Raw genomic sequence first — 13,871 nt, forward strand, 5'->3', positions numbered from 1 at the left:
GCCGCAAGGCGGCCCGAAAAGAACAAGCGACGCAGGGAGATCACCGATGACCGTGACCTATGGACCGGAGCATCTCGCGCTCCAGGAGGAACACGATTCGCGTGGTCTTGCGGAGTTGTGGCGGCGGAACCTGATCCATGGCGAACTCACGCCCGAGGAGCAGGCGTTCATCGCCAGCCGCGACATGTTCTTTCTCGCGACCGTCGACGGCGAGGGCAAGCCCACCGTGTCCTACAAGGGCGGCGCGACAGGCTTCGTCCGCGTGCTCGATCCGGTGACGCTCGCTTTCCCGGGCTATGACGGCAACGGCATGTTCCTGTCGGCCGGCAATATCGCGACGACCCATTCGGTCGGCATGCTGTTCATCGATTTCGAGACGCCGCACCGGCTGCGCGTCCAGGGCGAGGCCGAGGTCGTGCGCGACGGCGATCTGGTCGCGAGCTTCCCGGGCGCGGCCTACGCGTTGCGGATCCGCGTCACCGACGCCTTCGTCAACTGCGCCCGCTACATCCACCGTTACCGCAAGGTCGAGACCTCGCGTCACGTGCCGGAGGCGACCGGCGACCAGCCTTTGGCGGAATGGAAGCGGATTGACTGGGTGCAGCCCCACCTCCCTGCGCGCGACCGAGAGCCGGCCGCCGAGGCGGGCGCGCTGACGATGGAGGAGTACGGAGCCAAGACAGCCGCGGGCGAGACCTGATCGCCCTTCAGCTCTGACCTAGTTGTGCCCGCGGCGGGCCGTCACGGCGGCGTGAAGCGGAGACATCGGACATGGCGATAACGACCGAAGCGGCCCCGCCGGCCAGGGCGCGGCCGTGGTACGCGATCCTCTACGTCCAGGTCCTGATCGCGGTCGCGCTCGGCATCGCGCTCGGCTATTTCGCGCCTGACGTCGGCAAGCAGATGAAGCCGTTCGGCGACGCCTTCATCAAGCTCGTGAAGATGCTGATCGCGCCGATTATCTTCCTCACCGTCGTGCACGGCATCGCCAGCATGAGCGACATGCGAAAAGTCGGGCGGGTCGGCCTCAAGGCGATCATCTATTTCGAGGCGCTGACCACCATCGCGCTGGTGATCGGCCTCGTCATCGTCAACGTCCTGAAGCCCGGCGCCGGCATGAACGTCGACCCCGCCTCGCTCGACGCCGCCTCCGTCGCCAAGTACCAGCAGGCCGCAAAAGACCAGACGGTCACCGACTTCTTCCTGCACATCATTCCGGACCAGGTGGTCGGCGCCTTCGCGCAGGGCGAGATCATCCAGGTGCTGCTGATCGCGATCCTGTTTGCGTTCGCGCTGCACTCGCTGGGCGAGCGCGGCAGACCGGTGATGGAGCTCATCGACGGCACGATGGAGGTGTTCTTCCGGATCGTCGCCATCGTGATGCGCGCCGCCCCGATCGGCGCGTTCGGCGCCATGGCCTTCACCATCGGATCGCAGGGCCTGCAGGCGCTTGCGCCGCTCGCCTATCTGATGGGCGCGTTCTATCTCACCTGCCTGATCTTCATCTTCGGCGTGCTCGGGATCGTCGCTTGGGCGACCGGCTTCTCGATCTTCAAGTTCGTTCGCTACATCAGCGAGGAACTGCTGATCGTGCTCGGCACCTCCTCCTCGGAATCGGTGCTGCCGCGGATGCTCGACAAGATGAAGCGGGCAGGGGCGGAGGAGTCGGTCGTCGGCCTCGTCATCCCGGCCGGATACTCGTTCAACCTCGACGGCACCTGCATCTACCTAACGATGGCCGCGATCTTCCTCGCGCAGGCCACCAACACGGAGCAGACGCTGTGGCAGCAGATCGTGATCCTTGCGATTCTGCTGCTGACCTCGAAGGGCGCGGCCGGGGTAACGGGGTCCGGCTTCATCGTGCTGGCGGCCACACTCCAGTCAGTCGAGCACATCCCCACCGTCGCGATCGCGCTGATCCTCGGCATCGACCGCTTCATGTCCGAGGCGCGGGCGCTCACCAACCTGGTCGGCAACGGCGTCGCGACGCTGGTGGTGGCGAAGTGGGAGGGCGCGCTCGACGAGCGAAGGCTGCACGCCGAGCTTAACGGCCCAAGAAGCGCCGAGAGAGCGCTCCCGGAGCGCCCGGTCCAGGTCTAGCCCGGCAGAAGTCAGGCGGCCGCCACTTCCGCGTGGCGGTGGCAGTCGACCAGATGATCATTGACCATGCCGACGGCCTGCATGAAGGCGTAGACGATCACCGGTCCGCAGAAGGCGAAGCCGCGGCGCTTCAGGTCCTTGGAGAGCGCTTCCGACAACGCCGTCGACGCCGGGACCTCTGCGGGCGACGCCCAGCGGTTCACGATCGGCTCGCCATCCACGAAGCCCCAGAGGTAGTCAGAGAACTCCTCGCCCCGCTCGCGCATCGTCAACAACGCGCGCGCGGACTTCACCGCGCCCTCGATCTTGGCTCGGGAGCGCACGATGCGCCGATCGCCCATCAGCCGCGCGACCTCGGCCTCGCCGTAGCTCGCGATCCTATCGGGGTGAAACCCCTCGAAAGCTTCTCGAAATGCTTCCCGCTTCCGCAGGATTGTGATCCAGGCGAGGCCCGCCTGGAAGCCATCCAGCACGAGCTTCTCATAGAGCGCTCGGCTGTCGCTCTCCGGCACGCCCCAATCCTGATCGTGATAGGCCACGTAGAGCGGATCGGTCCCGCACCAGCGGCAGCGCCGCTTGCCGTCTGCGTGCAGCGGACTGGAGTCGCTCACGCGGCCGTCGGCTCGCCCGGGAAGGCGAAACGCGCCCAGGAGGGTTTTTCGAGGGTCAGCATGGCGTTGCCGGCGATCAGCGGGACCCCGGCGGAACGCGCGTCTTCGGCCCGGTCGAGCCGAAGCAGGGCGAGGCCGCGGCCGTCGGTCGAGGAGCCCATCCGGCCCACGGTCTTGTCGCCGGCCGTGACCGCGGCGCCGATCTCCGGCGGCAGCCCGTCGAGCAGCACGGGCGCGACGCGGGTCCGCGCGGTCCCGCGATGCTCCATCCGGCTCACCACCTCCTGGCCGACATAGCAGCCCTTCTTGAAGTCGACGCCGTTGAGCTGGTCGAGGCAGGCCTCGTGCGGGAAGGCGTCCCCATAGACGAAATCCAGGCCGCCCTGCGGCGCGCCGAGAGCGATGCGGTGCGCGTGCCAATGGTCGGCGCTCGCGGGGGTGACGCCCTCCGGCAGGCCGTCGCCTGCCGCCAGATAGGCCCGGCAGCCCAGCGCCGACAGGCGAGGGTCCGAGACCAGGTCGCCGTCAACACGCGGCAGCAGGCCGTCGCCCCACAGCACGGCGACCTCGGTCTTGTCGGTCACGTCCTCGATCTCGATCTTGGAGCGGAGCCGGTACAGCGTCAGCCTGCGCGCCAGATCGGGGATCAGGGGGAGGGGCGCGTCGAGCCGGAAGCCGCCGGAGACCGGGGAGACCAGCATGTCGACGATGATCTTGCCCTGCGGCGTGAGCAGCGCCGCATAGGCGGCGCGGCCCGGCGCCAGACCCGAAACGTTATTCGTCAGCAGGTTGTCCAGGAACGCCCCGGCGGTAGGTCCGGTGACGTTCAGGAGCCCGCGTCCGTCCAGCATAGCGCCGCGCATCCGGCTTCTCCGTCCGTGTTGCCATCCGCCCGCTGCGAAGGTAGCCACGCCGCAGACCGGTCTCAAGCCGATCCTGCTCACGAGGTTTCACAATGGCCGAGACTTTCGACCTGATCCTGCGGGGCGGCGTCGTCGTGAACCAGGACGGCGAGCATCGCGCCGACATCGGCGTGCGCGGCGGCCGCATCGCGCTGATCGGCGACCTGGCGCGCGCCGACGCTGGCGAAATCGTCGACTGCGCGGGGCTGCACCTCCTGCCGGGCGTCATCGATACGCAGGTCCACTTCCGCGAGCCGGGCGCGACCCACAAGGAGGATCTCGAGACCGGCTCGCGCGCCGCCGTGCTGGGCGGCGTCACGGCGGTGTTCGAGATGCCGAACACCAATCCGCTGACGGTCACGGCGGAAGCGCTCGCGGACAAGCTCGCGCGCGCCAAGGGCCGGATGCACTGCGACCACGCGTTCTTCGTCGGCGGCACTCATGAAAACGCCCGCGACGTCGCCGAGCTGGAGCGGCTCCCCGGAGCCGCCGGCATCAAGATCTTCATGGGATCGTCGACCGGTTCGCTGCTCGTCTCGGACGACGCCGGCGTGTCCGAGATCCTGAAGCGCACGCGCCGGCGCGTCTCTGTCCATTCGGAGGACGAGCCTCGGCTTTCCGAGCGCAAGGATCTGCGCGTGGCGGGCGATCCCTCGAGCCACCCGGTCTGGCGCGACGCCGAGGCGGCGATGAAATGCACGCGGCGGCTGACGAAGATCGCGCGCGAGCACGGCGCCAAGGTGCACGTGCTGCACGTCTCGACGGCCGAGGAGATGCGCTACCTCGCCGGCTTCAAGGACGTCGCGACGGTCGAGACCACGCCGCACCATCTGACGATGGGCTCCGACGCCTACGCGCGCCTCGGAACGCGCGCGCAGATGAACCCGCCGGTCCGCGACGACGCGCACCGCGCCGGCATCTGGTGGGGCCTCAGCCAAGGTGTGGTGGACGTGCTCGGCTCTGATCACGCGCCGCACACGCCCGAGGAGAAGGATCGGCCTTATCCGGAGAGCCCCTCAGGCATGACAGGCGTCCAGACGCTCGTGCCGATCATGCTCGACCATGTCGCGGCGGGCCGGCTGAGCCTCGCCCGCTTTGTTGACCTGACGAGCGCAGGACCGGCGCGAATCTTCGGCATCGCCCGCAAGGGCCGAATCGCGGTCGGCTATGACGCCGACCTCACGATTGTCGATCTGAAGCGGCGCGAGACGATCACGAATCAGTGGATCGGCTCCCGCAGCCAGTGGACGCCTTATGACGACCTCGAGGTCACGGGCTGGCCGGTGGCGACGGTGATCAGGGGCCGGCAGGTCATGCGCGAGGGTGAGATCGTCTCGGCTGGCCTCGGACGGCCGGTCGAGTTCGTCGACACGCTGAAGCCCTGACGCGGGGTTTACCCGCCCGGGGTTGCGTTCCGCGTTTTTGCTTGCCTCTCTGGTGCGCCGCTCGTCGGCGCTCCAGCCTCGAAGCGATCTTCGGAACAGAAGCCGGGAGAACGCGCGCTTGATGGACTTGTCGCTCGTGGCGACCGGGATCCTCATCGGGATCGGCGTCAACGCGCCCGTCGGCCCCACGAACGTCATGTGCATCCATCGGGCGATCCGCAGCGGGGTCATGTCCGCGATGGCGGCCGGGGCGGGCGCGTTCGTGGCCGATGTGCTGTTCGCCGGGATGGCGGCTTTCGGAGTGACCGCCGCCGCAACCTTCGTGGAGGGCCATCTGCCGGTCATGAAGGTGGTGGGCGGGGCAGTGCTTCTCGCCTTCGGCGTGAAGCTGCTCTGCGCGCCCACGGCAGTCTCGCGCAAGCCGGCGAACGACACGACGGCGTCGCTCCTGCGCGCAGCCGGCACCTCGTTCGCTCTGACAGTGACGAACCCCGCGGTGCTGCTCGGCTTCTTTGCGATCTTCGGCGGGCTCGCCGGCATCGGCGACAACCCCGGCGACTTCGGAACGGCCGCGCTGCTGACGCTCGGAGTGGCGATCGGCAGCGCCGCGTGGTGGCTCGCGCTTTCGATGGGCGCCAGTCACTTCCGCGAGCGGATCGCCGAGAAGTGGCTCGCGCGCATCAACGCCCTGTCAGGGGGCGGGCTGGCGATCTTCGGCTTCCTGGTGCTGCTCGGCGTGGCGCTCGGCTACTGAGCTCTCAGTGCGGCATGCTGGGCAGCGTATAGCCGCCGGCCCGGATGCTCGCCGGCAGCTTCTCGGCGAACCGGGCCGTGGCCTCCTCACCGAACGCCATCACCAGCTCCTTGAGCGCCGCGAACAAGGCGGCGTGCGCCACGCAGTCCGGCGCGATGCCGTCGAGCAGCGCCTCTTCCCAGGCCTCGTCCAGGTAGACGAGCGCCGCACGCCGGCCATCGGTGACCGCGTCGTCAGACGTCGTCGAATCATCGTGTGTCATGAATCGCCCTACTCGTACCCACCGGAAACCTAGCGGCTTCGCGGCCGAGGGGGAGCGATTCTCGAAGAAAAGGTTAACGCAGCAGGGAAAAGGTGAATCGAAAGCTACGGGCCGTAGCGCTGCCGGACCTCCGAGGCGAGCCGCGCGGCTTCCTGCAGGAAGCGTTTGACTGCGAGCTCTGCGGCCGGCGTGCAGCTGCGATAACTGCGCGCCCAAGTCCGAAAGCTGGCGTTGAAGGCGCCGGCCAGCCGGTCGCGCCGCTCCGGAGTCGGAGCGTCGGCCTCGATCAGGGCCGCCATCCGGTCCCGCCACACCACGGCGTCGGTCGCGCCGCAGACGGTCCGCAGGTGATGCAGCGCGCCGAGCACTTCCGCCAGTCGCAGCAGCTGAGGTTCGTAGGGCGGCGGGGCCACAGGCTCCGGGGGCGGTGGCGCCTCTTCGGCCGGCGGGGAATGCGGCGGCTTGGCCGTTCGCCGCTCGGCCGGCTGGGCGTGCGAAGCGCCGGCCAGGACGCAGAACGAGGCGGCGACAAGCACGCGCAACGCCGGGGAGCGAATCACGCTGCAAGCTCCGCGGCCCGGCGCACGACGTCCGCAAGGCCCGCGGTCGCCTCGAGCTCGCCGACCCTGTCGGGCGCGAGCCACGCCACCTCCGTCGCCTCTTCGCCGGGGGCAGGCTCTCCGGAGAGCCATCGGCCCGCATAGGCGAGCACCGCCATGTGACGCTCGACGACGCCGGCTTCGTCACGCTTCACGACCTCGATCAGGTCGGCGAGACCAACGACCTCCGCCCTGACGCCGGTCTCCTCCAAGAGCTCCCGCGCCGCGGCCTCGCGAGCGGTCTCGCCAAGCTCGACCAGGCCGCCGGGAAGCGACCACAGTCCGTGCGAAGGGGCGCGGCCACGGCGCGCCAGCAGCACGGCGCCGTCACGAAAACATGCGAGGCTCGCCGCGAGCAGCGGGCGGGCGGGTCGCAGCCGGTCGTCTGTCGCTTCGCTCACGTCCGATCCTGTCGCTTGGCGACACGCTCCCATACGCGCTCTTGATCGGGAACGCCGCCGCGTGCAACCACCAACCGGTCGAAGGATCGCGGACCGCGCTTTCGCGGCGATTAAGCCGCAGGCGGGATGATCGGGGAAGCCGTGCATGTGCGGACGCTACGCGCAGACGACGTCACGGGAGGCCCTGGCGGTTCTGCTCGACGCCGTTCCGGCGGTCGAGTTCCCGCCGCGGTACAACATCTCGCCGACGCAGCTTTGTCCGGTCGTCCTGATGGAGGAGGGCGAACGCCGCCTCGCGCTTCAGCGCTGGGGGCTCATTCCGCCTTTCGCGCCCGACGAGAAGTCGATTCCGCTGATGTTCAACGCGCGGGCGGAGACCATGGCGCAGAAGCCGGCCTTCCGCACCGCGCTGCAGAAGCGACGATGCCTCGTCCCGGCGGACGGCTGGTACGAATGGCGGGCGGCAGGGCGGTTCAAGCAGCCCTTCCTGATCAGGCGCACCGATCGCCGTCCGATCATGTTCGCCGGCGTCTGGGAGACGTGGCGGCGGGCGGACGGCTCGGCGCTCCGCTCATTCGCGATCGCCACCGTGCCGGCTGCCCGGGATCTCGCCGAGATCCACGAACGCATGCCGGCCGTGCTCGAGCCGGAACACTGGGACGCCTGGCTCGACGCCCGTGTGGACGGCGGCAGTCTGGCGCTCCGCTGCCTGAAATCTGCGCCGGAAGGACGCTTCGAGGCGATCGCCGTGAGCGCGCGGGTGAACCAGGCGGGCAATGACGGTCCGGAGGTGCAGGAGCCGCTGCGCGAGCTCGACCGCCTGGAGCCGGAGCCGCTTCAGCCGCGGCTGATCTGACGTTCAGTCTTTACGGGCGTAGCCTGAGAAACTGCGACGGCTGGGAGCCGCGGCTTCGACCGTGACGCGGGGCTCGCATTCGGCCGGCGCGATCACGTCGTGACGCCGATTGATCCAGCGGCACACCACGAACCCGGTCGCCCCGCGGTTGCAGATCTGCTCGGCGTAATGGGCGGGCACGACTTCAGGCGGAGCGCAGACGGCGTCCTGGGCGCGCGCCTGCGTCGCCGCGAGCGAGGCGACGGTCAGGAGCGCCGCGGCTGCGGCGGATCGGGTCATGGGCGACTCCGGAGAACGAAGGTCTCACCCGATCAAGCCAGAACCCGCGTTAAGGCGGGGTTTAGTCGAGGATGACGCCGGGGTTGAACAGCCCCTGCGGGTCGAGCGCGCGCTTGATCGTCCGCATCAGGTCGAGCTCCACTTGCGATTTCACCCCCGGCAGCAGGTCGCGCTTGAGACGCCCGACGCCATGCTCGGCTGCGATCGACCCCTCGAACGCGTGGACCACCTCGTGCACCACTGCGTTCATCGCCGACCACGACTTGAGGTAGGCGGCCTTGTCAGCCCCGACCGGCTGGCTGACGTTGAAGTGGATATTGCCGTCGCCGAGGTGCCCGAAGGCCACGACGCGGGCGCGCGGAGCGAACGCGGCGACCGCCGCGGTGGCCTCCGTGATGAACTCGGCGACGCGCGCGAGCGGCACGGAGACGTCGTGCTTGATCGAGCCGCCCTCGCGCGCCTGCACCTCCGACATTCCCATGCGGATGCGCCAGAAGGCGGCGGTCTGCTCGACCGAGGCAGCGATTGCGGCGTCGCTCACGAGACCCGCCTCCATGGCCTCCGCCAGAATCTCCTCCAGCCGGCCCGCGAGGCCGCCTTCGACCGGCGACGACAGTTCGATCAACAGGTACCAAGGGTGCGGCGCGTCGAGCGGATCGCGCGTTCCCAGCATGTGGCGCAGCGTGAAGTCGATGCCGATGCGGGGCATCAGCTCGCAGCCGGTGAGCGCCGCGCCGGCGCGCTGCCGGACGAGCCGAAACAGCGCCAGCGCGTCGTTCGTGGAGCGCAGGCCGACGAAGGCGGTGGCGAGATCGCGCGGCGCCGGAAACAGCTTCAGCACCGCCGCAGTGACGAGCCCGAGGGTGCCCTCCGAGCCGATAAAGAGCTGCTTGAGGTCGTAGCCGGTGTTGTCCTTCCTGAGCCTGCGCAGACCGTTCCAGATCCGCCCGTCTGGCAGCACGGCCTCCACGCCGAGCACGAGGTCGCGCATATTGCCGTAGGCGACGACTCCGACGCCGCCGGCATTGGTGGCGATGTTGCCGCCGATCGTGCAACTGCCCTCCGAGCCGAGGCTGAGCGGGAACAAGCGCTCGGCTTGAACCGCCGCCTCCTGGGCCGCGGCGAGCGTGACGCCAGCCTCGACCACCATGACGTTTTCGTCTGGGTCGACCTCACGGATGCGGGTGAGCCGAGCCGTCGAAAGCACGATCTGCGCGCCGCTCGGGTCCGGAGTCTGGCCGCCGACAAGGCCGGTGTTGCCGCCCTGCGGCACGATGCGGGTTCCGGTCTCGGCCGCCAGCCGCACGATCGCCGCGACCTGCTCCGTATCGCGCGGCTGGATCACCGGCCCGCGACCGCGATAGAGACCCCGCGGCTCGACCAGACGGGGCGCGGCGGCATCCTCGTCGAGCACGTCCTGGGGCGCGACAAGCGCGGCGAAGCGGGCGAGCAACTCAGGGGACAGCGGAGCGGTCATGCGGGTCACCTTAGCGCGCCGAAGCCCGGGCGCAGGGCGGCCGGCGGGACCTCATCGTCATTCGCGAGGCGCCGCGGCGCGCGCGAGCCGGTCGCGGATGGCCTCGCCAAGGCCGCCTTCCGGGATCGGCGCGACCGCGATCCGGCGGACGCCCGCGGCGTCGAGTCGTCTCAGCGCGGCGAACAGGCGCGCCGCCGCTTCCCTCAGATCGCCAGTGGCGCTCAGCGTCTCATAGGCCGCCGCGCTTTCGGCTCCGGGGACGTCGGGGCCGAAGCCCAGATAGCCCTCGTCCGCCGCTACATCGCGCGCGTCGAGCCGCACGGCCGCTTCCGGAGCGTAATGCGAAAGCAGGCGGCCGGGCGCGAGCGGCGCACGCGCGTCGTCAGTTGCCTCCGTCAGAGGACGGCGGAGCGCAGCCTCGATCTCGGCGCGTGAGACGCCGCCCGGGCGCAGAAGCCGCGCTTCCCCATCGAGGCAGGCGACGATCGTCGATTCCACGCCGACCCGCGTCGGTCCGCCGTCGAGCGCTGCGTCGATCAGCCCGTCGAGGTCGGCGAGCACGTGCTCTGCGGTCGTGGGGCTGATGCGGCCGGAACGGTTCGCCGACGGCGCCACCACCGGGCGGCCGGCGGCGAGGAGCAACGCCTGCGCGATCGGGTGGTCCGGCGCGCGCAGCGCCACTGTGGGCAGTCCAGCGCGGGCGAGGTCGCAGACCGCGCAGTTCTCCGCGGCGGGCACGACGAGCGTCAGCGGCCCAGGCCAGAAGGCCTCGGCGAGCGCCTCCGCCGTGGCGTCGAAGCGCCCCAGGCGGCGCGCATCGGCAAGGCCGGGCAGGTGAGCGATGAGCGGATTGAAGGATGGCCGTCCCTTGGCGGCATAAAGCGCCGCGACCGCAGCCGGGTTCGTGGCGTCTGCCCCGAGGCCGTAGACGGTCTCGGTCGGGAACGCGACAAGCCCGCCGGACGCCAGCAGCCGCACGGCCTCGCCAGTCTGACTGGCCGCCAGGCGGCGCGTAGGCCGAAAGCCGGTCTCCACGCAGGCGGCTTTTGCTTTATCCGACACGGAAAGTCCTAACCTGGCGGCTGCGCGCACGGGCATTGACCGGGAGCCGCCGCCGCCGTCAAGCGCCTGAGGAATGCCGATGAGCTATCGCGCCCCCGTCGCAGACATGCTGTTCACGCTCCAACACGCCGGCGGTCTGGCCGCGGCGCAGGAGGAGGGGCTCTACCCGGAGCTCGATCCGGAGACGGTGACGGCGATCATCGGCGAGGCCGGCGACTTCGCAACCGAGGTGATCGCGCCGCTGAACCGCATCGGCGACCGCGAGGGTTGCCGGCTCGCGGACGGGCAGGTGAGCACGGCGCCAGGCTGGCGGGACGCCTACCACCGCTGGGCGGGCGCAGGCTGGAACGGGATTTCGGCGGCGGAGGAATATGGCGGACAGGGCCTGCCGACGGCCCTGTGGGCGCTGACAAGCGAGCTCTGGGCGCAGGGCTCGATGGCTTTCGGCCTGTGCCCTCTGCTCACCCATGGCGCGATCGAATGCCTGGAACGGCACGCCTCGCCTGAGGTCAGGACGCGCTACCTGCCGCGGCTCGTCTCCGGCGAGTGGACCGCCACCATGAACCTCACGGAGCCGCAGGCGGGCTCCGACCTCGCGCTGCTGCGCGCGCGCGCCGAGCGGGCCGACGACGGCTCCTATCGGATCAGCGGCCAGAAGATCTTCATCACCTATGGCGAACACGACATGGCGGAGAACATCCTCCATCTGGTGCTCGCCCGATTGCCGGACGCGCCGGAGGGCACGCGCGGCATTTCGCTGTTCCTCGTGCCGAAGCGTCACGTCGCGCCCGACGGCGCGCTCGGGAGCCGCAATGACGTCGTCTGCGCAGGGATCGAGGAGAAGCTCGGCATCCATGGCAGCCCGACCTGCACCATGGTCTTCGGCGAGCAGGGCGGGGCGGTCGGCTATCTGGTGGGCGAAGAGAACCGCGGCCTCGCCTGCATGTTCACGATGATGAACAACGCGCGGCTCGCCGTGGGTCTTCAGGGCGTGGCGGTCGCCGAGCGGGCGACGCAAGCGGCGCTCGCCTATGCGCATGAGCGGCGGCAGGGCCGGGCGGACGGCGGCGCGGGTCCAAGCGCCATCGTCGCGCACCCCGACGTTCGCCGCATGCTGTTGACCATGAGAGCGATGACGGCGGCGGCCCGTGGAATCTGCTACCGCGCGGCGGTCGAGATCGACCGGTCCAGCCTCGCCGCCGACGAGGCGGAGCGCCGAGCGGCGCATGAGCGTGCGAGCCTGCTCATCCCCATCGCCAAGGCGTTCGCGACGGATGTCGGCTGCGCGGTCGCGTCGCTCGGCGTCCAGGTCAATGGCGGAATGGGCTATGTCGAGGAGACCGGCGCGGCGCAGCATCTGCGCGACGCCCGCATCGCGCCGATCTATGAGGGCACCAACGGCATCCAGGCGATCGACCTCGTCACCCGTAAGCTGCCGCAGTCGGGCGGCGAGACAGCGCGTCGCCTGATCGCCGAACTCGCCGCTGTCGCCACGCGGACGAGCGATACGGGCGCGCAGGCCCTGGGCGCCGCGGGAGCGCGGCTCGCCGAGGCGGTGGAGGCGCTGACGCGGGCGACCGATTGGCTCGCCAGTCCCGCGCGCAGCCCCGCCGAGGCGCTCGCCGGCGCCACGCCCTATCTCCGGCTGTTCGGGCTTGCGGCCGGGGGCGCGGCGCTTGCGAAGGACGCGCTCGCAGCCCTCGGGCGGAACGACCCGGAGGCCGCGAAGCGCGTCACGTTCGCCAGGTTCTTCGCCGAAAACGTCGCCATTGAAGCCAGCGGACTGGCGCGCGCCGTCATGGAAGGCGGCGGTTCGCTGACGGGCGAGGACGCAGACGCGGCCCTTGCGCCGTAAAGCGCTCGACAGCGGCGCTCAGGCGCCCCACCTCTGGTGAAAAGTCTGGCACACCAGGCGGGAGGAGACGTCCGTGAGCACACTTTACGTCAGCCATGGGGCCTTCGCGGGCCATCTCGTTCCGCAGGGCCATCCGGAGCGGCCTGAACGGATGCGGGCCGTCGAGCAGGCGCTCGAGGCAGAATGCTTCCAGTCGCTGGTGCGCGTCGCGGCGCCGCTTGCGGAAGCGTCCGTGGCGACGCTCGCTCATCCGGAGAACTTCGTCGAAGAACTCGAGGAGATGCGGCCGCGCGAAGGCATGGTGATGGTGGACGGCGACACCATCATGAGCGCCGGGACCTGGGAGGCGCTGTTGCGCTCGCTTGGCGCGGTCGTGCACGCCACAGACGAGGTCATGGCGGGCCGCGCGCGCAACGCCTTCTGCGGCGTGAGGCCCCCGGGCCACCACGCCGAAGCCGTGCGGGCGATGGGCTTCTGCTTCTTCAACAACGTTGTCGTCGCCGCCCGCCATGCGCAGCGCGCTCATGGGGCGGAGCGTGTCGCGATCGTCGACTTCGACGTCCATCACGGCAATGGCACGCAGGCGCTCGTCTGGGACGATCCCTCGCTGTTCTACGCCTCGACGCATCAGATGCCGCTGTTTCCCGGAACCGGCGCGCGTTCGGAGACCGGCTGCGGCAACGTGGTCAACGCCCCGATGCGCGCGGGCGACGGCGGGGCAAAGTTCCGCGAAGCGTTCGACGACGCGATCCTTCCCGCGCTCAGGACTTTTTCGCCGGACCTGCTGATCATCTCGGCGGGCTTCGACGCCCATGCGCGCGACCCGCTCGGCGGCCTCACGCTGCAGGCGTCGGACTACGACTGGATGACGCGCGCCCTGCTGGACGTGGCGCATGAGACCGCCGGGGGCCGCGTGGTCTCTGTGCTGGAGGGCGGCTACGACCTGCGCGGCCTTGGCGACTCGACCGCCGCCCATGTGCGCGCCTTGATGGGCGGGTGAGGGCGGCCTAAAAGGCGCCTCGTCCAAACGAGGGGTGTCGCCCGTGCCGGAAATCCCAGAGGACGTCGCCTCGCTGTCCTTCGAGGCGGCGCTCGCAGAGCTGGAGAAGATCGTCGGGAGGCTCGAGCAGGGCCAGGTGCCGCTCGAGGAATCGATCGAGATCTATCGCCGTGGCGAGACCTTGAAGGCGCGCTGTGACGAACTGCTGCGGCGGGCCGAGGCGCGCGTCGAGACGATCACGGTCGGCGCCGACGGGACGCCGACAGATTTGCGGCCTCTTGACCCGGAGTGACGCGCGCCTGAAGTCCGCCCTGCTTCCGTTCCCGAC

At 69.9% G+C, this 13,871-nt stretch carries 16 protein-coding genes; 8 read left to right on the forward strand and 8 right to left on the reverse strand.

Annotated features, from left to right (window positions below; all coding sequences use genetic code 11):
• The first annotated feature begins 46 nt into the window (after positions 1-46).
• The gene (locus tag VM780_RS09690) at positions 47-700 is read left to right on the forward strand and encodes a pyridoxamine 5'-phosphate oxidase family protein (protein ID WP_325447071.1); all 654 of its coding nucleotides are present in this window, start codon (positions 47-49) and stop codon (positions 698-700) included.
• 71 nt (positions 701-771) lie between these two features.
• Positions 772-2,100, forward strand: a complete 1,329-nt coding sequence (locus VM780_RS09695; protein ID WP_325447072.1) for a dicarboxylate/amino acid:cation symporter — start codon at positions 772-774, stop codon at positions 2,098-2,100.
• Positions 2,101-2,111: 11 nt separating this feature from the next.
• On the opposite strand, the gene VM780_RS09700 is transcribed toward VM780_RS09695, so the two are convergent.
• Both VM780_RS09700 and VM780_RS09705 read right to left on the reverse strand, forming a co-directional pair.
• On the reverse strand, positions 2,112-2,711 hold the full coding sequence (locus VM780_RS09700) for a DNA-3-methyladenine glycosylase I (protein WP_325447073.1): 600 nt from the start codon (positions 2,709-2,711) through the stop codon (positions 2,112-2,114).
• On the reverse strand, positions 2,708-3,562 hold the full coding sequence (locus VM780_RS09705) for a folate-binding protein (RefSeq protein ID WP_325447074.1): 855 nt from the start codon (positions 3,560-3,562) through the stop codon (positions 2,708-2,710). Before VM780_RS09705 ends, VM780_RS09700 begins: the two co-directional genes overlap by 4 nt.
• A gap of 104 nt (positions 3,563-3,666) precedes the next feature.
• On the opposite strand from VM780_RS09705, the gene VM780_RS09710 reads away from it, so the two are divergent.
• Together VM780_RS09710 and VM780_RS09715 are read left to right on the forward strand one after the other, a co-directional pair.
• Positions 3,667-4,998: a dihydroorotase gene (locus VM780_RS09710; RefSeq protein WP_325447075.1), complete on the forward strand. Its 1,332-nt coding sequence runs from the start codon at positions 3,667-3,669 to the stop codon at positions 4,996-4,998.
• A 121-nt stretch (positions 4,999-5,119) separates the two neighbouring features.
• Positions 5,120-5,752 carry a LysE family translocator gene (locus VM780_RS09715; RefSeq protein WP_325447076.1) on the forward strand — a complete coding sequence of 211 codons (633 nt, stop codon included), beginning with the start codon at positions 5,120-5,122 and terminating at the stop codon, positions 5,750-5,752.
• A 4-nt stretch (positions 5,753-5,756) separates the two neighbouring features.
• Here the strand turns inward: VM780_RS09715 and VM780_RS09720 are convergent, their stop codons facing one another.
• The 3 genes from VM780_RS09720 to VM780_RS09730 all read right to left on the reverse strand — a co-directional run bounded on the left by VM780_RS09720 (position 5,757) and on the right by VM780_RS09730 (position 7,014).
• Entirely contained in the window at positions 5,757-6,014 is a 258-nt protein-coding gene (locus VM780_RS09720) for a hypothetical protein (protein WP_325447077.1), read from the reverse strand.
• Between the two features lie 104 nt (positions 6,015-6,118).
• Entirely contained in the window at positions 6,119-6,574 is a 456-nt protein-coding gene (locus VM780_RS09725) for a TIGR02301 family protein (RefSeq protein WP_325447078.1), read from the reverse strand.
• Positions 6,571-7,014, reverse strand: a complete 444-nt coding sequence (locus VM780_RS09730; RefSeq protein WP_325447079.1) for an NUDIX hydrolase — start codon at positions 7,012-7,014, stop codon at positions 6,571-6,573. The genes VM780_RS09725 and VM780_RS09730 overlap by 4 nt, the downstream gene beginning before the upstream one ends.
• Before the next feature lie 145 nt (positions 7,015-7,159).
• On the opposite strand from VM780_RS09730, the gene VM780_RS09735 reads away from it, so the two are divergent.
• Positions 7,160-7,870 (forward strand): SOS response-associated peptidase, encoded by a 711-nt coding sequence (locus tag VM780_RS09735; protein WP_325447080.1) that lies wholly within the window; start codon positions 7,160-7,162, stop codon positions 7,868-7,870.
• A 3-nt stretch (positions 7,871-7,873) separates the two neighbouring features.
• Here VM780_RS09735 and VM780_RS09740 read toward each other — a convergent pair whose 3' ends face one another.
• From VM780_RS09740 to VM780_RS09750, 3 genes are all read right to left on the reverse strand, one after another.
• Entirely contained in the window at positions 7,874-8,149 is a 276-nt protein-coding gene (locus VM780_RS09740; RefSeq protein ID WP_325447081.1) for a hypothetical protein, read from the reverse strand.
• Positions 8,150-8,210: 61 nt separating this feature from the next.
• Entirely contained in the window at positions 8,211-9,626 is a 1,416-nt protein-coding gene (locus VM780_RS09745) for an FAD-binding oxidoreductase (protein ID WP_325447082.1), read from the reverse strand.
• A 57-nt stretch (positions 9,627-9,683) separates the two neighbouring features.
• Entirely contained in the window at positions 9,684-10,688 is a 1,005-nt protein-coding gene (locus VM780_RS09750; RefSeq protein WP_414652809.1) for an L-threonylcarbamoyladenylate synthase, read from the reverse strand.
• Positions 10,689-10,767: 79 nt separating this feature from the next.
• Between VM780_RS09750 and VM780_RS09755 the strand changes: the two genes are divergently transcribed.
• From VM780_RS09755 to VM780_RS09765, 3 genes are all read left to right on the forward strand, one after another.
• On the forward strand, positions 10,768-12,543 hold the full coding sequence (locus tag VM780_RS09755; RefSeq protein ID WP_325447083.1) for an acyl-CoA dehydrogenase: 1,776 nt from the start codon (positions 10,768-10,770) through the stop codon (positions 12,541-12,543).
• A 73-nt stretch (positions 12,544-12,616) separates the two neighbouring features.
• Entirely contained in the window at positions 12,617-13,543 is a 927-nt protein-coding gene (locus tag VM780_RS09760; RefSeq protein ID WP_325447084.1) for a histone deacetylase family protein, read from the forward strand.
• Positions 13,544-13,586: 43 nt separating this feature from the next.
• Positions 13,587-13,835, forward strand: a complete 249-nt coding sequence (locus VM780_RS09765) for an exodeoxyribonuclease VII small subunit (RefSeq protein WP_325447085.1) — start codon at positions 13,587-13,589, stop codon at positions 13,833-13,835.
• Positions 13,836-13,871 lie beyond the last annotated feature (36 nt).

Origin of the sequence: Hansschlegelia sp. (assembly GCF_035538955.1) — a bacterium.
In the GTDB taxonomy this organism is placed as follows: domain Bacteria; phylum Pseudomonadota; class Alphaproteobacteria; order Rhizobiales; family Methylopilaceae; genus Methylopila.

Coding starts and splice junctions, on each gene's coding strand:
- VM780_RS09745 (WP_325447082.1), bottom strand. CDS start 9,626: ATGACCGCTCCGCTGTCCCCTGAGTTGCTCGCCCGCTTCGCCGCGCTT.
- VM780_RS09720 (WP_325447077.1), bottom strand. CDS start 6,014: ATGACACACGATGATTCGACGACGTCTGACGACGCGGTCACCGATGGC.
- VM780_RS09755 (WP_325447083.1), top strand. CDS start 10,768: ATGAGCTATCGCGCCCCCGTCGCAGACATGCTGTTCACGCTCCAACAC.
- VM780_RS09715 (WP_325447076.1), top strand. CDS start 5,120: ATGGACTTGTCGCTCGTGGCGACCGGGATCCTCATCGGGATCGGCGTC.
- VM780_RS09740 (WP_325447081.1), bottom strand. CDS start 8,149: ATGACCCGATCCGCCGCAGCCGCGGCGCTCCTGACCGTCGCCTCGCTC.
- VM780_RS09710 (WP_325447075.1), top strand. CDS start 3,667: ATGGCCGAGACTTTCGACCTGATCCTGCGGGGCGGCGTCGTCGTGAAC.
- VM780_RS09735 (WP_325447080.1), top strand. CDS start 7,160: ATGTGCGGACGCTACGCGCAGACGACGTCACGGGAGGCCCTGGCGGTT.
- VM780_RS09695 (WP_325447072.1), top strand. CDS start 772: ATGGCGATAACGACCGAAGCGGCCCCGCCGGCCAGGGCGCGGCCGTGG.
- VM780_RS09690 (WP_325447071.1), top strand. CDS start 47: ATGACCGTGACCTATGGACCGGAGCATCTCGCGCTCCAGGAGGAACAC.
- VM780_RS09705 (WP_325447074.1), bottom strand. CDS start 3,562: ATGCTGGACGGACGCGGGCTCCTGAACGTCACCGGACCTACCGCCGGG.